Origin of the sequence: Undibacterium sp. RTI2.2 (assembly GCF_035018705.1) — a bacterium.
In the GTDB taxonomy this organism is placed as follows: Bacteria; Pseudomonadota; Gammaproteobacteria; order Burkholderiales; family Burkholderiaceae_D; genus Undibacterium.
The window spans coordinates 98,582-118,611 of the sequence record NZ_JASJXN010000011.1 but is presented as its reverse complement, the minus strand read 5'-3'; the positions used below and the strand labels follow the sequence as shown (position 1 = coordinate 118,611).

The 20,030-nt window shown below is 46.5% G+C and carries 22 protein-coding genes; 8 read left to right on the top strand and 14 right to left on the bottom strand.

The genetic code is table 11. The features are described 5' to 3' along the window. Nucleotides 1-102: 102 nt before the first annotated feature. Nucleotides 103-1,431: a GGDEF domain-containing protein gene (locus QN395_RS08360; RefSeq protein WP_322120901.1), complete on the top strand. Its 1,329-nt coding sequence runs from the start codon at nt 103-105 to the stop codon at nt 1,429-1,431. Here the strand turns inward: QN395_RS08360 and slmA are convergent. From slmA to argB, 3 genes are all read right to left on the bottom strand, one after another. After that, nucleotides 1,376-1,951 carry a nucleoid occlusion factor SlmA gene (gene slmA, locus QN395_RS08355; protein ID WP_322120900.1) on the bottom strand — a complete coding sequence of 192 codons (576 nt, stop codon included), beginning with the start codon at nt 1,949-1,951 and terminating at the stop codon, nt 1,376-1,378. The genes QN395_RS08360 and slmA overlap by 56 nt on opposite strands. 12 nt (nt 1,952-1,963) lie before the next feature. Beyond that, nucleotides 1,964-2,701 carry a pyrimidine 5'-nucleotidase gene (locus tag QN395_RS08350; RefSeq protein ID WP_322120899.1) on the bottom strand — a complete coding sequence of 246 codons (738 nt, stop codon included), beginning with the start codon at nt 2,699-2,701 and terminating at the stop codon, nt 1,964-1,966. A gap of 102 nt (nt 2,702-2,803) precedes the next feature. After that, on the bottom strand, nt 2,804-3,727 hold the full coding sequence (gene argB / locus QN395_RS08345; protein WP_322120898.1) for an acetylglutamate kinase: 924 nt from the start codon (nt 3,725-3,727) through the stop codon (nt 2,804-2,806). Nucleotides 3,728-3,873: 146 nt separating this feature from the next. Here argB and QN395_RS08340 point away from each other — a divergent pair, with 146 nt between their 5' ends. From QN395_RS08340 to QN395_RS08320, 5 genes are all read left to right on the top strand, one after another. Continuing rightward, nucleotides 3,874-4,443: a sigma-70 family RNA polymerase sigma factor gene (locus QN395_RS08340; RefSeq protein WP_322120897.1), complete on the top strand. Its 570-nt coding sequence runs from the start codon at nt 3,874-3,876 to the stop codon at nt 4,441-4,443. A 181-nt stretch (nt 4,444-4,624) separates the two neighbouring features. After that, nucleotides 4,625-4,837: a zf-HC2 domain-containing protein gene (locus QN395_RS08335; protein ID WP_322120896.1), complete on the top strand. Its 213-nt coding sequence runs from the start codon at nt 4,625-4,627 to the stop codon at nt 4,835-4,837. Next, nucleotides 4,834-5,055: a cysteine-rich CWC family protein gene (locus tag QN395_RS08330; RefSeq protein ID WP_322120895.1), complete on the top strand. Its 222-nt coding sequence runs from the start codon at nt 4,834-4,836 to the stop codon at nt 5,053-5,055. The genes QN395_RS08335 and QN395_RS08330 overlap by 4 nt, the downstream gene beginning before the upstream one ends. Nucleotides 5,056-5,127: 72 nt before the next feature. Next, nucleotides 5,128-5,841, top strand: coding sequence for a GTP cyclohydrolase I (folE, locus tag QN395_RS08325; RefSeq protein WP_323492743.1), 714 nt, complete (start codon nt 5,128-5,130; stop codon nt 5,839-5,841). Between the two features lie 111 nt (nt 5,842-5,952). Next, entirely contained in the window at nt 5,953-6,378 is a 426-nt protein-coding gene (locus QN395_RS08320; RefSeq protein ID WP_322120893.1) for a BLUF domain-containing protein, read from the top strand. 257 nt (nt 6,379-6,635) lie between these two features. On the opposite strand, the gene QN395_RS08315 is transcribed toward QN395_RS08320, so the two are convergent. The 5 genes from QN395_RS08315 to QN395_RS08295 form a co-directional block, all read right to left on the bottom strand. Continuing rightward, nucleotides 6,636-8,723 carry a M48 family metallopeptidase gene (locus QN395_RS08315; protein WP_322120892.1) on the bottom strand — a complete coding sequence of 696 codons (2,088 nt, stop codon included), beginning with the start codon at nt 8,721-8,723 and terminating at the stop codon, nt 6,636-6,638. Nucleotides 8,724-8,748: 25 nt separating this feature from the next. Next, the gene (locus tag QN395_RS08310) at nt 8,749-9,333 is read right to left on the bottom strand and encodes a LemA family protein (protein WP_322120891.1); all 585 of its coding nucleotides are present in this window, start codon (nt 9,331-9,333) and stop codon (nt 8,749-8,751) included. A 113-nt stretch (nt 9,334-9,446) separates the two neighbouring features. Beyond that, nucleotides 9,447-10,130, bottom strand: coding sequence for a BON domain-containing protein (locus QN395_RS08305; protein WP_322120890.1), 684 nt, complete (start codon nt 10,128-10,130; stop codon nt 9,447-9,449). Further along, nucleotides 10,123-10,719 carry a phosphoheptose isomerase gene (locus QN395_RS08300; protein ID WP_322120889.1) on the bottom strand — a complete coding sequence of 199 codons (597 nt, stop codon included), beginning with the start codon at nt 10,717-10,719 and terminating at the stop codon, nt 10,123-10,125. Before QN395_RS08300 ends, QN395_RS08305 begins: the two co-directional genes overlap by 8 nt. A 33-nt stretch (nt 10,720-10,752) precedes the next feature. Next, the gene (locus QN395_RS08295) at nt 10,753-11,139 is read right to left on the bottom strand and encodes a YraN family protein (protein WP_322120888.1); all 387 of its coding nucleotides are present in this window, start codon (nt 11,137-11,139) and stop codon (nt 10,753-10,755) included. Nucleotides 11,140-11,319: 180 nt separating this feature from the next. Here QN395_RS08295 and rsmI point away from each other — a divergent pair, with 180 nt between their 5' ends. Beyond that, a complete protein-coding gene (gene rsmI, locus QN395_RS08290) occupies nt 11,320-12,198 on the top strand; it encodes a 16S rRNA (cytidine(1402)-2'-O)-methyltransferase (RefSeq protein WP_322121672.1) in 879 nt (292 codons plus the stop codon). A gap of 33 nt (nt 12,199-12,231) precedes the next feature. Here rsmI and QN395_RS08285 read toward each other — a convergent pair whose 3' ends face one another. The 6 genes from QN395_RS08285 to QN395_RS08260 form a co-directional block, all read right to left on the bottom strand. Continuing rightward, a complete protein-coding gene (locus QN395_RS08285) occupies nt 12,232-13,305 on the bottom strand; it encodes a septal ring lytic transglycosylase RlpA family protein (protein ID WP_322120887.1) in 1,074 nt (357 codons plus the stop codon). A 92-nt stretch (nt 13,306-13,397) separates the two neighbouring features. Further along, entirely contained in the window at nt 13,398-14,507 is a 1,110-nt protein-coding gene (gene rodA, locus QN395_RS08280) for a rod shape-determining protein RodA (RefSeq protein ID WP_322120886.1), read from the bottom strand. A gap of 2 nt (nt 14,508-14,509) precedes the next feature. Next, nucleotides 14,510-16,492 (bottom strand): penicillin-binding protein 2, encoded by a 1,983-nt coding sequence (mrdA, locus tag QN395_RS08275; RefSeq protein ID WP_322120885.1) that lies wholly within the window; start codon nt 16,490-16,492, stop codon nt 14,510-14,512. A 29-nt stretch (nt 16,493-16,521) separates the two neighbouring features. Next, on the bottom strand, nt 16,522-17,040 hold the full coding sequence (mreD, locus tag QN395_RS08270) for a rod shape-determining protein MreD (protein WP_322120884.1): 519 nt from the start codon (nt 17,038-17,040) through the stop codon (nt 16,522-16,524). After that, nucleotides 17,037-18,128, bottom strand: coding sequence for a rod shape-determining protein MreC (gene mreC, locus QN395_RS08265; RefSeq protein ID WP_322120883.1), 1,092 nt, complete (start codon nt 18,126-18,128; stop codon nt 17,037-17,039). The genes mreD and mreC overlap by 4 nt, the downstream gene beginning before the upstream one ends. A gap of 37 nt (nt 18,129-18,165) precedes the next feature. Next, nucleotides 18,166-19,209, bottom strand: coding sequence for a rod shape-determining protein (locus QN395_RS08260; protein WP_323492742.1), 1,044 nt, complete (start codon nt 19,207-19,209; stop codon nt 18,166-18,168). A 488-nt stretch (nt 19,210-19,697) separates the two neighbouring features. Between QN395_RS08260 and gatC the strand changes: the two genes are divergently transcribed. Further along, a complete protein-coding gene (gene gatC / locus QN395_RS08255) occupies nt 19,698-20,000 on the top strand; it encodes an Asp-tRNA(Asn)/Glu-tRNA(Gln) amidotransferase subunit GatC (RefSeq protein ID WP_322120882.1) in 303 nt (100 codons plus the stop codon). The last annotated feature ends 30 nt before the right edge of the window (nt 20,001-20,030 follow it).

The window sequence follows — 20,030 nt, the reverse complement described above, 5'->3', positions numbered from 1 at the left end:
ATTTGAGTTAGAATTATTTTAGAGTTAGCACTCACGCGTTAAGGCCTGATAATACGGAACAAAATAATACCAATAACAAGACTAAAAACGAGACCCATACTCATGCAAACTGCATTTCTACAAGCGCCTCTAGCAAAAAAGTTGTTGCGCGACAACTTAATTGTGATCTTCACGATTTCGTTATCAGCGCTCCTATGCTTTCTGCTTGTATCTGCTTACATGGCACAAAAAGATCTTCGTGCCATCAGCATATACCAAGCCAATACTCTGGCTGCTAATCTGGACGACAATCTGGATGATGCCGACTTGCGGCAAGCACGTAAATTAATTCTTAATACAAGCTTTGCACCAGACGTATTAGGCATCACGGTGTACGACAAAAAAGGTAGTCCAAAGGTTAGCTGGGATAGCCTGGAATATTTTGGCAAAGTAGAAAATCTGTCATCAATACCCGTTCCAAACAGTAGCACCGTCCATGCTCAGACTAGCTTACGACGCGATTATCTCGAAGTGCTGGTGCCGATGGCGAATGGCATCGCCACCACAGGCTTTGTGCAAATGCATATCAGCTTAAATTCTTTCTACAAAGAATTTGTGCTTCATTTAGTGCTGGGATTACTGCTGTTAGCAATTGCCACTTTAGCAGGAGCTTATCTTCTGACCCAAAGACAAATGTCACGACTGGCACCGGTGTTTGAACTGTCGCGTATCGTTGAACAAGTCTCAGTGACAGGTGACTATAGTCTGCGTGCACGCCACCACGACAGCAATGAATTAGGTAGCCTGAGCCAACACTTCAATAAAATTATGTCGCACATAGAATCGTGGGAATCAGTGGTCCAGATCGAAGCCGATGAGCGACTGGAAGAAGAGCGACGCATGACTATTCTGGATAATCACGATAGTCTGACCAAGCTACCCAACCGGCATTATTTTCATCGCTTACTGACCAGCAGCGTAGAGCATGCGGTTGAGTCCCAGCAACTGGCGGCGCTGGCATTTATCGACATTGATCATTTCAGAGCCTTAAATGATTTGCATGGATACGACGCAGGCGATTTAATTCTGGCGACCATGGCAAATCGCCTGTGTGCCGTTTTGCGCAATACTGATACTTTGTGCCGTGTAGATGGTGATGAGTTCGCTGCTATTTTCCCCGATATTGGTAGCATAGAAATGGCGCAGACATTGGCAGACAGGTTGGTACAAGCGGTACGGGAACCCTTGATTTTACGTGGAAAAAAATTGACCATTACGGCCAGCGTCGGCGTCGCATGCTGCCCACTGCATGGGAAAGAACAGCGCCTGTATTTACACAATACCGATCTGGCTTTAAAAGAAGCCAAATACTCAGGAACCAATACCTGGCGGATTTTTAGCGCAACAACAGCTCAAGCTGATGCGCAGCTTGCTCTCCAGGTAGATATTTAAAACCGGTTTTAGCATAGCGATGCCAACGCCCCATCACAAAGCTACTCAGCAAATTTGCCCGCATGGCAGCTTCCGTTTCAAGCAGATTGCCTTGACTGCTGGCGATGCGTAATGACTGCTTGAAAGCAAGTTCAATCCGTTCCATAAACTGATTCATGCGGACTTGCAAACGAGGATCTTCATTCACCAAAGCATCGCCAATTAATACCTTGGTCATACCGGGATTGCGCTCAGCAAAATTGAGTAGCATCAGCGCAATTGCCTGCGTTTGAGACAAACCATCTTCTTGCTGTTGACTGATCTGATTGATGAGTCCAAAGACCGAGCTTTCGATAAACTCAATCAAGCCTTCAAACATCTGCGCCTTACTGGCAAAATGCCGGTACAAAGCGGCTTCTGACACTTCGATCTTGGCAGCCAGAGCAGCGGTCGTGATCTTTTCGCCCTTGGGATTTTCTAGCATTGCTGCCAGTGTTTGTAATATCTGTAGCTTGCGCTCGCCGGGTTTGGTGGTTGCCATTTTTATTTATTTTTAGCGTAGACGATGAATATGCTGGGGTAAATCTAATACGGATTTTACTGCGACATCTACACAGGAATAGGATTTTTTAATCTTGTATTGATGCAACGCATCTGGCTCTTTATGACCGGGTTGACTGGCTTGCAAGTAACGGGTAATCAATGCGGTGCGCATACCGGTCCGCTTGGCTGCGCGTAAATTGCTAACGGTGTCTTCAATCAAAATACAATCTGCCGCACGCACTTTTTGCTTTGCCACTAGTTTACGCAAATATTGCGTTGATGGCTTAGGCCGTAAATGTCCATGTACGCGCATTGCCTCGATTGGTATATGTGCAGCAAAATGCCGGTGCAAACCCAGGTGTCGTATCACTTCACGCGAATAGTCGCGCGGCGCATTAGTCAGCAAAATTTTGCGTCCGGGCAAACGACGTAACAGACGCGCCAAACCACGTTCTGCCCTGATCATGGCGGTCAGATTATCAAAGCTATGTGCCGCATGCAAAAAGCTGTCTGCCCGCACGCCATGATGCTTTACCAGACCCAATAAAGTTGCGCCATACCGTTGCCAGTACAAAGCTCTTGCGGCGTTGACAGTTGCGGCATCGGCAGGAGTAACGCCGTCACCCAACAAGTCCGCCATGAAGCGATTCATATTCTGCGTGATCGCAGGAAAAATCGCATGACTGGCGTTATGCAAGGTATTGTCAAGATCGAACAGCCAAAGCGGATCTGAACGTTTTGGCTTCATTATAGGCAACTCGGGTAATCGCTGATTGCGAATGTGATTGGATAAATTGCGATGGACTTAGTAGCGACTAAGTCCATCGCTACTAAGTCTCTATTGACTACATTAGTGACTTCGAATCATGGTACCAAACGCTTGTTCTGTCAGCACTTCCAGCAACAAAGAATGTTCAATCCGGCCGTCAATAATATGCACGGTATTGACGCCTGATTTAGCGGCATCCAAAGCGGAAGAAATCTTTGGCAACATACCACCGGAGATGGTGCCATCAGCAAACATTTCATCAATCTCACGCGCAGATAAATCCGTGACCAAATTACCCTGCTTATCTTGTACACCAGCGATATTGGTCATCATGATCAACTTTTCAGCCTTCAGGATTTCGGCAATTTTGCCCGCGACTACGTCAGCATTAATATTGTAGGCCTGGCCATCAATACCAAAACCGATAGGTGAAATAATCGGGATAAACGCATCATCCTGCAACGCCTTCACCACCGCCGGATTGATCGCATCAATCTCGCCGACAAAACCGATATCCAGGAATTTGCCCGGATTTTCACGATCTGGCATTTGCATCTTGCGGGCACGGATGAGTCCGCCATCTTTGCCAGTCAAACCAACCGCCTGGCCGCCATAATGATTAATCAACATCACGATATCTTGTTGCACTTCGCCACCGAGCACCCACTCAACCACTTCCATGGTTTCTTCATCGGTAATCCGCATGCCTTGCACAAACGAACCTTGTTTGCCGATTTTTTTAAGCGCGTTATCAATTTGCGGCCCACCGCCATGGACGACTACCGGATTCATCCCGACCAGCTTGAGCAAAATAACATCGCGGGCAAAACTATGCTTCAGACGCTCTTCTGTCATTGCATTGCCGCCGTATTTAACGACGATCGTTTTACCGTGAAATTTACGGATGTAAGGAAGCGCTTCTGCTAAGATTTCGGCCTTAATCTCTGACGCAACGCCAGCCAATTTATCCGTTGAAGAGATTGCTGTGTCGGTTACACTGCTCATAATGAAAATATCCTGTGGTCATTTGGAAGTTTCCTGAATTTTACAGGGAAAAAGTGTCATGCAGCCATGCGACCCTACATTTGCACAAGCTAATGATGCCTTGACGTTATCATCGTAGTTATTTGTCAAAATTATCTATTTAAAAAATGACATCACTCCCCGCCCTACATCAACAACTTGAGGTCATGCGACCCGTTTTGTTGCGCTTCGCACTGTTGCAATTGCGGAATCAGGCATTGGCAGAAGATGCCGTCCAAGAGGCTTTGCTTGCCGTACTGGAAAAACCGGATAGCTTTGCCGGACAATCTTCATTGCGCACCTATGTCACAGGGATTCTTAAATATAAAATTATTGATTGCTTACGCGCCTCGAATAAAGAAGTCTCTTTGCAGGTAGAAGACGGCGAGTCGGAGGCGGATTTGATCGATAGTCTTTTTAAACAAGACGGGCATACGATAGAGCAACCGCGTGCTTGGGGTAACCCGGACGCAACGCTGGAACAAAAGGATTTTTTCCGGGTATTAGAGGTATGCCTTGAAAAACTACCAGCGCAAACAGCACGCGTATTTATGATGCGCGAATGGCTGGACTTAGAAACTGAAGAAATTTGTAAGGAATTGAGCCTGACCACGTCTAATCTATGGGTGCTGCTCTACCGAGCCAGATTACGTTTGCGGGAGTGCCTGGATTTAAACTGGTTTGCCAATAAAATCTGAGCTAAATCTTAAAGCTAAAACTTCAAGTTAGTATTTACAGTACTAATTCATTTTATATAATTTAGGACTTACGCAACATTGTCCTGGCCCAGCTTGGCGAAGAAGATGGTCTTTAGTACGACCAGATTCTGGAACGCAGCTGAGGAGGTTTTGCGTAATTCCTATCCTCTACCTACTTATCATGAGACTACGACTCACCTGCAAACAAGCGCACCAGATGGTCTCGGAAGGTCTGGACCGCGAGCTAAAACTAGGCGAGCGCACGCGCCTGAAAATGCATCTGACCATGTGTGACGCCTGCACTAACTTTAATGGGCAAATGCGATTATTGCGTAAAGCTATGCGCCAGCTACCGATACAAGATGATAGCTCTGGGCCAGATCGTCCAAAATGAGTACCTGCCCACGCTGCCAAACCAGCTTTACTTGCGCGATGACAGACAATACTGGCCAAGCTTGCTGGTGTGTTGCATTACCACAGATCCCACTCGCCCAGCTACCAGAAGGTAAATTGGACATGGATGCAAGTTGCTTTTGTCCACAATGTTTGCCCGAGTGGAAAGCCGAGCGGGTAGCGCTACAAAACTTGAGTTCGGCAATTCAGTTACCATAGTGTTTTTGTGGTGTTTGTAAGCGCAGGCAAGACCGCAAATGTCTGTTTGTGCGCCCTTTTTTGGAATCTAGCATGCCATCTGATTTGTCTTCTGAATTAAAACAACTACCGACACCCGTTCCAGTCTCGCAGCGGATACGTGAGCGAATTGTGGCGAGCAAAACGCGCTACCACGCGAACGACAATATTGCCAATTTTATCCAGCCAGGCGAGTTAGATCTATTGCTTGATGAAGTGGAAGAAAAACTCAAAGGCGTATTGCAAAGTTTAGTCATTGATACCGATAGTGACCACAATACGCAAGATACGGGTCGCCGTGTCGCGAAGATGTATTTGAACGAAATCTTCAAGGGACGCTATGTCAATATGCCGGCGGTGACTGAGTTCCCGAATGCATCGCATCTCAACGAGCTGATGATCATTGGCCCGATCACGGTACGCAGCGCTTGCTCGCATCACTTATGCCCGATTATTGGCAAGGTATGGATCGGCGTCATGCCCAACGAACATTCCAATCTGATCGGTTTGTCCAAATACGCGCGGATCGCGGAATGGATCATGAGCCGCCCCCAAATTCAGGAAGAAGCGGTGGTGCAATTGGCCGATGCCTTGCAAGAAAAAATGCAGCCAGATGGCTTGGCCGTGGTGATGGAAGCAGATCACTTTTGTATGCACTGGCGCGGAGTCAAAGATATGGACGCAAAAATGATCAATAGCGTCATGCACGGATCATTTTTAAAAGATCCCAACCTGCGCCGAGAATTTTTATCGCTGATTAAACGATAGTATACTTTTAAATTCGCTTCTGGATTTACTTTTAATTTACGCTGATCAAAAAACCAGCTCGACCACTTGTATGCCACTTATGGCAAGCTAACTTTATTCAAAGAGATCATCATGCTAGTCCGACTTTTGTACGCCAGCCGTGCCGTTGATCAACAGATGTCCAACATGATATTAGGCATCATGCAGCAATCGCGTACACAAAATCCACAAAATGGCATTACCGGTATTTTGTGCCACAGCGACAATGTCTTTATGCAAGTCTTAGAAGGTGGGCGCGATGCTGTGAATACGCTCTACGCGCACATCTTGCGAGATCCGCGTCATACGGATATAACCCTGCTGCATTACGAAGAAATCAACGAGCGGCGCTATTCTGGCTGGACTATGGGACAAGCTAATCTGGGCAAAATCAACCCATCGATTTTATTGAAATATTCAGCTCTGCCAGAACTCAATCCGCATCTGATGTCCGGCAAAAACTCTTTGGCTTTGATCGATGATTTAATGGCGACAGCAGCCATTGTAGGCCGCACCTGATTGGAATAAACCCGATTACGGCAAGTGGTCGGGTGCTTGGACGGAGCGTACAAACAAGCTTGGAGAGGAACATAGAAGCGCGCTTACTAATCCAGCAATTCTCCAACGGTTCAGCCCTTTCTCTGCAACGCATACTTCCCTTACGCAAACCCCATAAACAATATACTCCTATACAGTATATTTAGTTGTCCATAGAATCATTGGACGATACGGCATATTTATCAAAAATAAGGGGGAGTATATTTAACTTAACTCTATTACAAAGTAAATTCGCCGACTTTCTGCGGAACAGGCGCGTCGATTGCAGCGCAAATACAACGGAGTAAATCTGCGCTGTCTGGATTGAGTCGCTCGCCTGGCAAAGCTGCGGCGGCGACCAGCAAACGAATTAAAAATGGCTTAGCCAAAGGCGCTAGCTGATTCAATTTATCCAGCGCTCGCTTCACCTCAAAAAAGTCGGGTGCATTCACCGATACGGCGACCGCCGCACTGGTGTTGATCGGAGCTGTGTTGATCGCAGCTGTATTGATCACACACATATCACTAGCATTTAAGCCCAGGTCAGGCATGCTGTTGGCAGCGCGTAAAAATGCATCTCTGGCATCAAACGCTGCTGTATCTTTGCCGCTGGCAGTGTAGGCGACTAAAGACAGCAACAATGCGGTTTCTTTTTTCAGCGCAGCCAATTGACCAAAACGTACCGGCACGGCACGTCCTGCTAATGGCCCCAGTCGGCGATCAAGTACTGTTTGTAGAACAAACTCGGCCTGAGTCATCTTTTGGTCCGCTGCGATCAACCTAGAAACGATCGCTAACAGACTCGCCCTCTGCTCCACCGACAATAGTTTTAATGCGGGCATTGCCAGATCAAGCAAAGGTAAGCGCGCACTGCACGGCATGGCCTCAATATGTGGCAACAAACTTAGTGCTAAGGCAGATTGCGCTGCGGCGGATTGCTGCAAAATGGTAGTTTGTATGGCGTAGGCTTGCGTGTCACTGCGATCTAACAACAAAGCATATACCGCGGCACTAACACCCAAAGGATCGCGCAAGGCATCCAGTAACTCACTTGGCATGCGATTTTTTGATGATGGGAGGTTGCCAAATCCCAGACCGAGTTGATTACTTAAGTTTGATGTTTTGGTATCTGATGCTGCAATGTCTGATCTCGCTGCGCCCGGAGAGGCGATGATTGCCAAGGAGGAACCCGGTACGCTGTTATTCGTTGCCGCTTGCGCTGCCATAAAATTGCGTGCGCCAAATCCATATACGCCATCAGGCAAACCGGCACCAGCGTCAACATCGATAATTTCACTGGCATCTAAAAACTCTACATTCCAGCCATACAAACGTTGCAGACGTTCTTTTAACGGCGGATGTGTCGCAAAAAAACCGTCTAGTAAATTAGGTCGGGCTGCGCCTAAAAACATATGAGAAAGCTGTTCTGCATGTGGGCTATCGATACGTGATCCGCATTGGTTGGTGAGCGTTAATCCGCCGATTTTACGTAATGCGCCGCCAATACTTTCAGGGTTACGCGTAAATTGAACTGCGCTGGCGTCAGCTAAAAATTCACGCTGACGGGAGACTGCCGACTTAATCAAACGACCAAAAAAGATCCCGACATAGCCAATCACAAACAGAGCAACGCCTGTTAGAAAAAAGATCGTTTGCAACGATGGACCTTTTTCATCACGACTACGTGACGACCCGATGCTGGAACCCCAATACATCAGTTGCTGGCCAAAACTGGCAATCATCTGTATCCCAAACAGCATACCGATCAGTTTGATATTCATACGCATGTCGCCATTGAGAATATGGCTGAACTCGTGCCCTATCACTCCCTGTAATTCATCGCGGGTCAAGCGCACCAAAGTGCCTCGCGTGACGGCAACGACTGCCTCATTTTGATGATAGCCTGCGGCAAACGCGTTGATTGCCTCTTCATGATCCATCACATAAACGCGGGGACATGCGATGCCAGAGGCCAGTGCCATTTCTTCTACAATATTGAGCAGACGACGTTCTTGCAAATCCTGCGAAGACGGCATCACTAGACGCCCGCCAGCCAACTGAGCCACGGCATCACCGCCGTCGCGCAGACGGAACATCTCTACCAAAGTACCGCCGCCGATGAACAGCAGAGTCAAAAAAGTGTTCAGAATAAAGAAGCCGCGGGGGTAGTGGTGCACGCCAGCAAAGCGCTGGCCGCTGGACCAAATCCAGACCAAAGCAAGGCTAAGATTAACCGCCAGCACGATCGCTACCACCGCCAGAAAAAACAAGAATAAAAGCTTCTTACTTTGGCGGTGTGCCTGGTCTTGTTGCTCGAAAAAATCCATACGGATTTATAGAGGACAGCAGCGGTTAGAAAGAGACTTTAACAGCTTTGCGCTCTTCTGCCGACTCGGTGGCCTGCAAGAGTTCGCCAGCTTTGAAGCCAAACATATTGGCAATAATAGAACCGGGGAATTGCTCGATGGAGGTGTTGTACTGCATCACGCTGTCGTTATAAGCTTGGCGAGAGAAGGCGATTTTGTTTTCTGTACCAGTCAATTCTTCTGTCAATTGCATCATGTTCTGGTTGGCTTTTAAGTCAGGGTAGGCTTCTGACAAAGCGAACATTTTTCCTAAAGATGCAGTCAAAGTGCCTTCTGCTGCGGCCATCTGCTGCACCGCTGCGGCGTCGGAGGGATCACTTACTGCTTTCGTATTGGCGGTCACTGCCTGATTGCGTGCTGCGATAACGGCTTCCAGCGTTTCGCGCTCATGCTTCATGTAGCCTTTAGCCGTTTCTACCAGATTTGGGATCAGGTCGTAACGACGTTTTAGCTGAACATCAATTTGAGCGAACGAATTCTTGAAACGATTACGTAAGCTCACCAGCCGGTTATAAGCACCGACGATCCAGAATGCAAACACAGCAACGACGACTAAAAAAATGATTAACATGGGTTCTCCTGATGGAAAAAAAGGGTTTGAACCAAAGTACAAACCCTGTAGTTGTTATCGCTAGGCGATTAGCTTCTTCTTGGCTTCGTCTTAGCTTAGTATTGACTAAGCGGCTATTTGGATTCAGTCGCACTCTCGGACTTCGCGTCTGGCTTCTTAGGTTCAGCGGACAGTTCTTTTAATTCACTCTCGCTGATGTAGTCAAATACTTTGATTACTTTGCGCACACCACTGACACCGCGTGCGACTTCTCCTGCCAGATTACCTTCGCGCTGTGTGACACGCCCCATCAAATAAACCGTACTGGCTTCAGTGACTACTTTAAAAGCACTGGCATATAAATCTTTGGTATCAACAAAAGAGGCTTTAACCTTAGTCGTGATCAGAGCGTCGTTGGAGCGCGAAGAATAGTTGGACAACCCGGCAACTTGCAACTCGTTTGCAACGGATTGCACGCCTTCTACCGCACGCATTTCTGTCTCTGCCTTGGTTTTAGTGGCTTCGTCAGGCACTTCACCGGTCAACAAAGCACGGCGATTAAAACTGTTAACGTTGACGTGGGACGAATCACCCAGCGCTCTGGATAAACGAATTTCACCCTTCAGGACAATCGACTTGTCTTCCGTCTGAGCACCAAATGTACGCCTGTCGGTCGCAGCAAAGGTGCCGACTACCGCACTGCCTACCATCATTTCTATACACCCCTGCAAACTCATCGCAGTAGCACAACATAAACTGATTACCAGTACCGGTCGAGCGGTCTTGGTCACTAAACTCTTAGTTAGGTTCTTAATCATCTGCATCACCTCCGAATAAAGCGGCATCGATGCCGTCACACAAACAATGTATGGTTAATAAATGGACTTCTTGTATTCTGGCTGTCCGGTCATGCGGTACACAAATATGGACATCGGCGTCGCTCAGGATTTTACCGATTTGTCCGCCGCCCTTACCTGTAAGCGCAATCACGCGCATATCACGGTCAATTGCAACGTTAATCGCATTAATCACGCTAGTTGAATTACCCGATGTGGATAAGGCAAGTAATACATCGCCTGCCTGGCCAAAAGCCTGTACCTGTTTAGAGAATACTTCCTGAAAGCTATAGTCATTGGCTACGGCGGTCAAAATAGAGGTGTCTGTTGTCAGTGCGAGTGCCGGCAACGGCAAACGTTCACGCTCAAAGCGACCTATTAACTCGGCTGCAAAATGCTGGCAATCCGCAGCAGAACCGCCGTTGCCGCAAGCCAGTATCTTGTTACCGTTAGACAGCGCCGCGAACATTAGTTCGGTTGCCTGTTCGATAGGACGTGCCAGAATACTGGCCGCTTGAATTTTGAGTTCAGCACTTTCGTGGAAGTGCGCAAGGATGCGTTGATTTGTCATGGTGGGGCGATTATAAAGCAGGTCAGTGGCAAACTACCCGATGATCACGTTTTTAAGCCAGTTAATCTCTTGATCATCAATAGCCAGCAGATCAAAACGGCATGCGGGTTCTGTATGTTGTGTCTGTAAATATACTTGTGCCGCATGTACCATGCGGCGTTGTTTTGCAGGTGTCACGCTGGCAATCGCACCACCAAACTGAGAGGAAGTGCGTTTTCGTACTTCAACAAAAACCAGGGTGGTTTGATCTTGCATGATTAAATCAATTTCACCACCTTTGCACAAAAAACTGCGATGCACTAATTTTAAACCTGCCTGTTGCAAATATAAAAGTGCCTGCTCTTCGGCGGCGTCACCAGTACGCTGCCGACTGGTTCTCACTGATGCAATCCGTTTTGCTAGCCAACTCTGCTCAGCCATTGTCGTACAATCCTGTTTTGATTTATGTAAGTCTGATTAAATCACAATGAATTCGAATGAATACCTATGAATATGTCAGAAGACACATCCGCAAAAGCATCTGCAAACGCGCCTGAGAATGCGCCTAAAAACCCGTCCGAAAACACGACTGGAGCTTATTCGCTTGCCAACGCGACGATCATGCAAGCATTAGCCAGCCAGAGTTATCCCGTTTCCACATTATATGTAGTTGCAACGCCCATAGGAAATGTTTGCGATATTTCATTGCGGGCTCTGCACTTGCTGGCAATAGCAGATGCGATAGCTTGCGAAGATACACGTAATACCGCACAACTACTCAATCGCTACGGCATTAATAAGCCCCTGATTTCGGCACATCAACACAATGAACGAGAAGTTGCTGAGAAAATCGTAACGCGCCTGCAAGCAGGTGAGCGCATAGCATTGGTGTCTGATGCCGGTACGCCAGGAGTCTCAGATCCTGGTGCAAAAATCGCAGACACAGTGCGGCAAGCTGGCCTGCGTGTAATGCCTTTGCCCGGTGCCTCGGCTGCAATTAGCGCATTGTCTGCCAGTGGCTTAATCAACGATCAGTTTTATTTTTTTGGATTCTTACCAGCAAAAGCTGGCCAGCGTGACACGGCTCTGCGCAGCGTGTTGACCATCAACGCGACACTGATTTTTTACGAAGCGCCACATAGAATCATCGATTCAATCACAGCACTACAAACGATTTTTCAAGGCGAACGCCAGATCGTATTTGCGCGTGAACTAACCAAATTATTTGAAGAAATTCATCGCTGTAATTTATCGGAGGCGATCAATTGGCTTAGCGCTGATCCGCACAGAGAAAAAGGCGAATACGTTATTTTGCTGGAAGGTGCGCCAAGTAATGTGGAGGATAGCCAGCATGAGGCACTTCACATTTTGAGTATTTTGCTCGAGGAGTGCTCAGTCAAACAGGCAGCATCGCTTGCTGCAAAAATCACAGGTCAAAAGAAAAATGGCTTATATAAGCTTGCGCTTGAAATGAAACAAGAAGCACCTGATAACAACTGAGTTGGGAGCTTAGAGTTAAGAGAGTGCGGCAGATTAACGCTGAACCACAATGGGTTTGGCGGCACCTAAATCGGCAGTTTGTACAATAGCGCTGGATGCATCTGCGCGACTGGCAAATGGCCCGCTCACAAGACGATATAAACTTCCTTGCTGGACGATATCGAAACCAGGTAAGCGGCTTTGCGCCTGATCTTTTAACCTGGACATCGTTGCTTCTGCATTGGCGCGTATAGCATATGCGCCAAATTGTATATAAAACCCTGCTACCGAATTAGTGGCTGTATTAGCAGCAATAGCAGTATCGCCAGCAACACTTTCTGCGCTAGCGGTATTGCCTACTCTCCCAATTTTTTCTACTGGCTTACTACTTTGTTCCGCCAATAATTCTTCCATCGATATCTGAGCTGCCTTCGGATCAGCTTGCGGAACGGCAGCAACACTAGAGGCTGTCGTAGCCGCTGAAGTTAAAGCCACCACTGAAGAAGCAATAACAGTATTAGAAATCACCGGACGTTGATTTTTACGATTCTCTGCCATACGTTCTATATCGTCAGGCAGCAAACGCTCAACCTCAAGCTGAGTGCTTCCTTTACCAAGATAATCTAGCTTTAGCGCAGCGGTATAAGATAAATCGATAATACGGCTGGAGTGGAAAGGGCCGCGATCGTTAATCCGTACAATTACCTGCTTGCCGTTAGAAAGATTCGTCACTCTGGCATAAGAAGGAATAGGCAAAGTAGGATGCGCCGCGGTGATTTTATACATATCGTATGGCTCACCGGATGAGGTTTTTTGATTATGAAATTTTTTACCGTACCAGCTACCAACGCCGCGCTGAACAAATGGCGTCGTGCTGTCAATTAATGGTGTATAGGTTTTACCAAATACGACATAAGGTCTATTGCCAGAGCGAGAATAAGCCTCCATGGTAGGAATCGGCTCTACCGTATTCTCTAACCCCTCAGGCGGATTATCGTCGGGACCATCATCCTTGTAATAGCCACCTTTGCCTGAGTTTGCTTTGGGTAAATATGGCGCAGTATTTGTTGCACTAGTTGCTGGCTTTCCAGCAGTTGCAGTCACTGGACGGGGCTGATCAGTCGACACGGCAGAATGCTTAGGGGCACTGCTACAAGCAGCCAGAAATAATGCGCTAGTAATTGCGAAGAATTGGAATTTTCGGCTAATTGATCGTTGTCTCAAGTTTGCACCAGCTTACGATTACGTTGCACGCTCATCAAAATACCTGCGCCCATACCCAGCATAACTAAAGCTGTACCGCCGTAACTCATAAAGGGTAAGGGCACGCCAACTACGGGCAAAATACCGCTCACCATTCCCATGTTTACAAACGCATAAGTAAAGAAAATCATTGTCACCGAACCTGCCATCAATCGGGCAAACAAGGTCGGCGCATTTGCAGCAATCATCAAACCACGAATAACCAACAAAAGATAAAGCAGCACCAGAATGCCGTTACCAATAAAACCAAATTCTTCTGAAAAGACTGCAAAAATAAAATCTGTGGTTCTCTCAGGAATAAACTCCAGATGTGCCTGTGTACCTTTAAGCCAACCTTTTCCAGATAAACCACCAGAACCCACTGCGATCGTAGATTGGAGAATATGAAAGCCCTTACCAAGCGGATCACGGTTAGGATCTAAAAATGTCAGAATACGATCACGCTGGAAATCGCGCATCAGCGGCCAGACTATTGTTGGAATCACGACCAGTGCTGCAACAGCCAAAGACAACAGCAGCTTCCATGACAACCCGGCAAGAAACACCACAGTAAATCCGGCGATAACAACCAACATTGCCGTACCCAAATCTGGCTGCCTGTAAATCAATCCAACTGGAATTATAAGAATTACGGCAGCGATCAAAAAGTCCTGCACTCTCAATGCGCCCTCGCGCTTTTGAAAATACCAGGCGAGCATCAATGGCGCAGCGATCTTCATCATTTCGGATGGTTGAACAGGGGTGCCGACATTAATCCACCGACGAGCACCTTTTTTTACCATACCGAATGTAGCAACGGCAATTAATAAAGCTACGCCAAATGCGTAAATCGGTATGGCAAAACGCATCAGCGTTTGTGGTGGAATATTAGCCATAATCCACATCACTACAAATGAGATGACGATATTGCGAAGCTGATCTTCAACACGTCCGGGAAAATCAATCCCGGCGGAATACAATGTAATGATGCCTATCGACATAATCAAAAAAATGATGATCGACAGAGCTGCGTCAAAAACCATGATATGGGACCGGATTGCTCTCCAGTTGAACGCTCTATTGTTCATGATCAATCCTTATTCCCTTCGGTTTCGCCGCCAGGCTTTGGCTCACCGCTCATTTCTGCAGCAGCTTTAATATCCTCATCGGTGCGATATAGAGCCGGATCTGGTTTAAGGGCAGGTGTTTTGTCTTTATCCTGCGGACGTTTACCAAGTAAATAATAATCAAACGCTTTTTTAACAATAGGGGCAGCTGCGTCAGAGCCAAAGCCGCCATTTTCTACGATGATTGCAATCGCAATTTTTGGATGATCAGCGGGTGCAAAAGCAATATACAAAGAGTGATCTTTATGTCGCTCGGCAACGCGTCTGGCATCATATTTTTCGCCCTTTTTTATGCCCACGACTTGTGCCGTTCCTGTCTTACCACCTGACGCATATTCAGCATTTAGGAACACTGAACGAGAGGTACCTTCACGCGTAACACCGACCATCGCCTGTTTTACAAAATCAATATTTTCCTGTTTTAAAGGAATCCGAAAACTTTCTTTGGGCACAGTTAAGGTACGAACACGAGTCTGTGCATCCTCAACGATTTTAACCAAATGCGGTTTCATCACCACACCATCATTCGCCAGCGTAGCAACCGCATGCGCCATCTGCAAAGGCGTAAAGGTATTTTGCCCCTGACCAATTCCGAGTGAGATAGTGTCACCTAATACCCAGCGTTGCTGCGCTGGTTTTTTAAAAGCGCTACGTTTCCATGCGGTAGAAGGTAACAAGCCTTTTCTTTCATGCTCTAGGTCAATCCCTGTAATTTGGCCGAAACCAAAAGGCATCATAAAATCATGCATCGTATCAACGCCCAGATCATTGGCAAGCATGTAGTAATAAGTGTCACAAGATTGCACGATAGAACGATACATGTCCACCATGCCATGCCCCCCCACTTTGTCATCATTGAAGCGGTGATTACCAAAAACAAAATAACCCTGATCAGCAATTGCCTGCGTAGTTGTACGCTTGCCTAACTCTAGCGCCGCCAGCGCCATAAAAGGCTTATAAGTTGAGCCAGGCGGATAAGCTCCTGTCAATGGACGATTAAGTAAAGGCTTATCCTCAGAGGTATTTAAATCATTCCAACTTTGCTGATCTATTCCCTCAACAAAAAGATTGGGATCATAAGTAGGCTTAGATACAAAAGCGAGAACATCACCTGTAGCTGGCTCGATAGCAACTAATGCACCGCGTCGATCACCAAAAGCATCTTCAATCACTTTTTGCAATTCGATATCAACCGATAAAATTAAATTTTTACCCGAAGTAGGTGCAGTACGGGATAAAGTCCTTACTGCCCGCCCCCCTGCAGAGACTTCCACTTCTTCAAAACCAGTTGTCCCATGCAGTAGTTTCTCGTAGCTCTTTTCTAAGCCCTCTTTGCCAATATAACTGGTGCCGTTGTAATTGGCAGAATCATCACTGTCATCGATGATTTCTGCATCTTTCTGACTAATACGTCCAATGTACCCAATCACATGCGACGCGACATCACTCAAAGGATATTGACGAAACAGCCGCGCTTGAATGTCTACACCTGGAAAACGAAAGCGCTGCGCAGTAAAACGAGCAACCTCTTCATCCGTCAATTTAGTTCTAATCGGAATACTCTCAAAACTTTTGGATTCCTCTATTAACTTACGAAATTGCTTGCGGTGCTTGGGCTGAATATCGATCAATAAGGACAACTCATCAATCACAACGTCAAGATCATTGGTAATTTTAGACGGGGTTATTTCTAAAGTATAAGCAGAGAAATTGCGTGCCAAAATTACGCCATTTCTGTCTAAAATTAGCCCACGATTCGGCACTACAGGAACGATAGAAATACGGTTTTCATCTGCTTGCAAAGCGTATTCGTTGTGCTTGACGATTTGCAACCAGACAAAACGTGACATCAACAAAATAAAACATACCAAAGCGAACGCGCCTATAAAAAACAGGCGCATTCTGAACAGATAAAGTTCGCGTTCGGTATTCTTGAGTTCGGTCATATCTGCTCTACCCGGCAAAACAAGCGGGATTAAATGGGACGGGTATCGTCTTTATCAACGGCACGTCGTTGCGGTGCCAGCAATAACCAAGTCACCAGCGGCCATAACAAGGTCGTGATTAAACTTTCGGAGAAATACAAAATTCCAGGAAATTGCCCATTCGGTGCCACTAGCAAGCGGATTGCAATTTGAATTGCCTGCACCAACAGAAATAATGGCAGTACATGTAAGGACTGTGTTACTGGGTTAAACCAAAGTACGCGTCTATGAATAGTGATCGCGAAATAAGATAACAAGGTGTATGCCAGTGCGTTCTCGCCAAGGTAAATCGAATCATGCACATCCATCAATAAACCCATCGCAAAAGCCACGCCAATACCGACTTTACGGGGTTGATGGATACTCCAAAATACTAATACCAAAGCCACGAAATCAGGAACACCGATCCAATTACCCCAAGGAAGAAAATTCAGAAAAAAAGCGCATAGCAAGCTAACAGCTATAAATGTTGAACTCACCGGTAGCAAAATGTAATGAGGGCTATTCATTTTGATTTCTCCTTACTGAGCTCTTTGTTCGCGGGTTTGGTAGCGTCTTTGTTTGAATTTGAATTCACATCTTTTATTACTGGAGCTACCTGAGTCGATTGCGTTGCTGACTCCGCTGGATTAGCATTATTTACCGACTTTTGCGGCAAAGTTGTTAATGACTCTGGAGGGCTTTCTCTTGCGGCATCTCTGGTCACTTTGCGGTTTAATTTTTCTTTTTTTACTCGAATATCTTCAGTGTCAGGACGAGGCAAATTATTTGTCGATACCAGCAAGATCAACAATTGCTTGTTTTTATCAATTCCTGCTGATGGAGTGCAAAGGATATTCTCAAACTGCGTAGTGGCTTTGTTTTCTACCTGAACTACCTTAGCAACCGCCAGCCCCGCCGGATAAACCCCATCAATACCAGATGTCACCAGCACATCCCCATTGTGAACATCGGCATTAGACGTCATGCGCATATCCAGATAGCCAGACTGGCCACGACCATACACAACGCTACGCAAGCCATTACGCGTGATTTGCACCGGAATTGCCTGGTTCTTATCTGTCAATAAAGTTACTTCGGATGTCAATAGGAACACTCGCGTCACCTGGCCGACAACACCCAAATCGTCAATAACAGGCTGACTTAATGCGACCCCGTGTTGACTACCGCGGTCCAAAATAATTTTACGGGTAGTGCTATCGCGGGCATCGTAGATAATTTCGCCCAAAATCGATTTAACAGTAAGTTTTTCACGAATATCCAGCATTTTTCGTAAATGTGCGTTCTCAGTCGATAGCAGACCATTTTGTTGCAATGCCTCAGCATTTAGCGTTTGTTGCAACTTGAGTTGAGCGTTTTCTTTTTCTAAAGCAATTGTAGAGGTGAAATAAGAAGAAATTCTTGATACGGCGTCGCGTGGCATAACAGCCACGACCTGGACGGGATATAGAAGTGTGCCTAATATTTGCCGGGCAAAAATTAAGGTATTTAGGCGAGAATCAACGACTAGCAAAAAAATCGCTAAAATTGAAAAGAACACCACTTTGGCGCGAGCAGAAGCGCCTTGCTTAAAAAGTGGTGGTGGACTGTATTGCATAAATTAGATAGAAGTTCGACGTCAAGCAAGGAGCAAATTACTCGTAAGAGAAAATAGATCCCAGCTTATCCATGCGCTCCAACGCCATTCCTGAGCCACGCACTACGCAAGTGAGTGGATCTTCGGCGACAATGACGGGCAAGCCCGTTTCTTCCATCAGCAAACGATCCAAGTCACGAAGCAATGCACCACCGCCTGTCAGCATCATGCCCTTTTCAGCAATATCAGCACCCAATTCTGGCGGAGTTTGTTCCAGCGCGTTTTTTACAGCGGAGACGATGTTGTTTAAAGGGTCAGTCAACGCTTCTAAGATTTCGTTACTGGAAATAGTAAATGACCGTGGAATACCCTCTGAAAGATTGCGTCCTTTCACTTCCATCTCTTTAACTTCAGAACCGGGGAACGCAGAACCAATTGCCTTCTTGATCGCCTCAGCAGTTTGTTCGCCGATCAACATACCGTAATTGCGACGGATGTAATTGACAATTGCCTCATCAAATTTATCACCGCCGACACGTACTGAACCTTTGTACACCATGCCACCTAGAGAAATAATCCCGACTTCAGTGGTACCACCACCGATGTCAACAACCATAGAGCCTGTTGCTTCAGATACAGGCAAACCAGCACCGATCGCCGCAGCCATAGGCTCTTCAATCAAATACACCTGAGAAGCACCTGCTCCTAAAGCTGATTCACGAATTGCGCGGCGCTCTACCTGAGTTGAGCCGCAAGGTACACAAATGATGATACGAGGAGAAGGCTTAAAAAATTTAGTGTCATGCACCATGCGGATAAATTGCTTGAGCATTTGCTCAGTCACCGTAAAATCAGCAATGACGCCGTCTTTCATCGGGCGAATAGCCTCGATATTGCCAGGTACTTTACCCAGCATTTGCTTGGCTTCCCGACCGACCGCCTGGATGGTTTTTTTACCGTTAGGACCACCCTCCTGACGAATCGCAACAACGGATGGCTCATCCAATACGATACCTTGGTTACGCACATAAATCAGCGTGTTTGCGGTACCCAGATCAATTGCCAGGTCATTAGAAAAGTAACTACGAAAAAAACCAAACATGTAAGAATCCTGTATTTTGTGTTGTCGTCATGCGCAGCAGTTCTGCGCGAATTTGTCTAACCGCATCTTGCTTTAGGCTCAGCGTTATACTGATGCCGAATAATAATGATGAACATTGACGAATCACCATAAGCAAAGAAGCCCTCAAAACCCTCGCAAGCGTTTCAATGCAGGCCGAGAAACTCAGCTTTATCGTATTTCGAAGATAAAGCGGCTTCACAAACGCAATATTGTGCTGCGCAGCAGGTTTTCAGAGCTTTATGAGGTATTAACCCTATATTCTACCTTATAATCTTGCGAATATTAGGCTATCTACCGTATCTACTGAAAATGGATTTTTTACCGATGTTGGCAGCATTAACCGACATTTAGTCTGGTAAATTTTGCTTTTGTTTCCATTTGCTTCTATCAACAAGCCTCGTTATCACCATCTTTTATTACAATTCGATACTTTTATTTACCCATTACGCGCGCTACGCGATTTAGCCATGTCACTAGACCTATCCGATGTTAAGCGAATTGCTAACTTAGCAAAACTTGAACTATCCGAATCAGAAACCGTCAGCACGCTGGGGAAGCTGAATGGCATTTTTTCGCTGGTTGAGCAACTCAAAGCTGTTGACACCACCGGCATCACGCCACTCAGCCATCCAATCGCGGCGTTAATGCCAGAATTAGGATTGCGCCTGCGAGAAGATATCGTCAGCGAGCCCAATCGTCGCGATGACTACCAGGTAGTTGCGCCAGCAACACAAGACGGGTTGTATCTCGTGCCCAAGGTCTTAGAGTAGGCTAAGAACCGTCCTATAGATAACCATCAC

What these genes read in the sequence shown, in the direction of transcription:
- QN395_RS08360 (WP_322120901.1), top strand. Translation starts at nt 103, where the DNA reads ATGCAAACTGCATTTCTACAAGCGCCTCTAGCAAAAAAGTTGTTGCGC.
- slmA (WP_322120900.1), bottom strand. Translation starts at nt 1,951, where the DNA reads ATGGCAACCACCAAACCCGGCGAGCGCAAGCTACAGATATTACAAACA.
- QN395_RS08350 (WP_322120899.1), bottom strand. Translation starts at nt 2,701, where the DNA reads ATGAAGCCAAAACGTTCAGATCCGCTTTGGCTGTTCGATCTTGACAAT.
- argB (WP_322120898.1), bottom strand. Translation starts at nt 3,727, where the DNA reads ATGAGCAGTGTAACCGACACAGCAATCTCTTCAACGGATAAATTGGCT.
- QN395_RS08340 (WP_322120897.1), top strand. Translation starts at nt 3,874, where the DNA reads ATGACATCACTCCCCGCCCTACATCAACAACTTGAGGTCATGCGACCC.
- QN395_RS08335 (WP_322120896.1), top strand. Translation starts at nt 4,625, where the DNA reads ATGAGACTACGACTCACCTGCAAACAAGCGCACCAGATGGTCTCGGAA.
- QN395_RS08330 (WP_322120895.1), top strand. Translation starts at nt 4,834, where the DNA reads ATGAGTACCTGCCCACGCTGCCAAACCAGCTTTACTTGCGCGATGACA.
- folE (WP_323492743.1), top strand. Translation starts at nt 5,128, where the DNA reads ATGCCATCTGATTTGTCTTCTGAATTAAAACAACTACCGACACCCGTT.
- QN395_RS08320 (WP_322120893.1), top strand. Translation starts at nt 5,953, where the DNA reads ATGCTAGTCCGACTTTTGTACGCCAGCCGTGCCGTTGATCAACAGATG.
- QN395_RS08315 (WP_322120892.1), bottom strand. Translation starts at nt 8,723, where the DNA reads ATGGATTTTTTCGAGCAACAAGACCAGGCACACCGCCAAAGTAAGAAG.
- QN395_RS08310 (WP_322120891.1), bottom strand. Translation starts at nt 9,333, where the DNA reads ATGTTAATCATTTTTTTAGTCGTCGTTGCTGTGTTTGCATTCTGGATC.
- QN395_RS08305 (WP_322120890.1), bottom strand. Translation starts at nt 10,130, where the DNA reads ATGATTAAGAACCTAACTAAGAGTTTAGTGACCAAGACCGCTCGACCG.
- QN395_RS08300 (WP_322120889.1), bottom strand. Translation starts at nt 10,719, where the DNA reads ATGACAAATCAACGCATCCTTGCGCACTTCCACGAAAGTGCTGAACTC.
- QN395_RS08295 (WP_322120888.1), bottom strand. Translation starts at nt 11,139, where the DNA reads ATGGCTGAGCAGAGTTGGCTAGCAAAACGGATTGCATCAGTGAGAACC.
- rsmI (WP_322121672.1), top strand. Translation starts at nt 11,320, where the DNA reads ATGCAAGCATTAGCCAGCCAGAGTTATCCCGTTTCCACATTATATGTA.
- rodA (WP_322120886.1), bottom strand. Translation starts at nt 14,507, where the DNA reads ATGAACAATAGAGCGTTCAACTGGAGAGCAATCCGGTCCCATATCATG.
- mrdA (WP_322120885.1), bottom strand. Translation starts at nt 16,492, where the DNA reads ATGACCGAACTCAAGAATACCGAACGCGAACTTTATCTGTTCAGAATG.
- mreD (WP_322120884.1), bottom strand. Translation starts at nt 17,040, where the DNA reads ATGAATAGCCCTCATTACATTTTGCTACCGGTGAGTTCAACATTTATA.
- mreC (WP_322120883.1), bottom strand. Translation starts at nt 18,128, where the DNA reads ATGCAATACAGTCCACCACCACTTTTTAAGCAAGGCGCTTCTGCTCGC.
- QN395_RS08260 (WP_323492742.1), bottom strand. Translation starts at nt 19,209, where the DNA reads ATGTTTGGTTTTTTTCGTAGTTACTTTTCTAATGACCTGGCAATTGAT.
- gatC (WP_322120882.1), top strand. Translation starts at nt 19,698, where the DNA reads ATGTCACTAGACCTATCCGATGTTAAGCGAATTGCTAACTTAGCAAAA.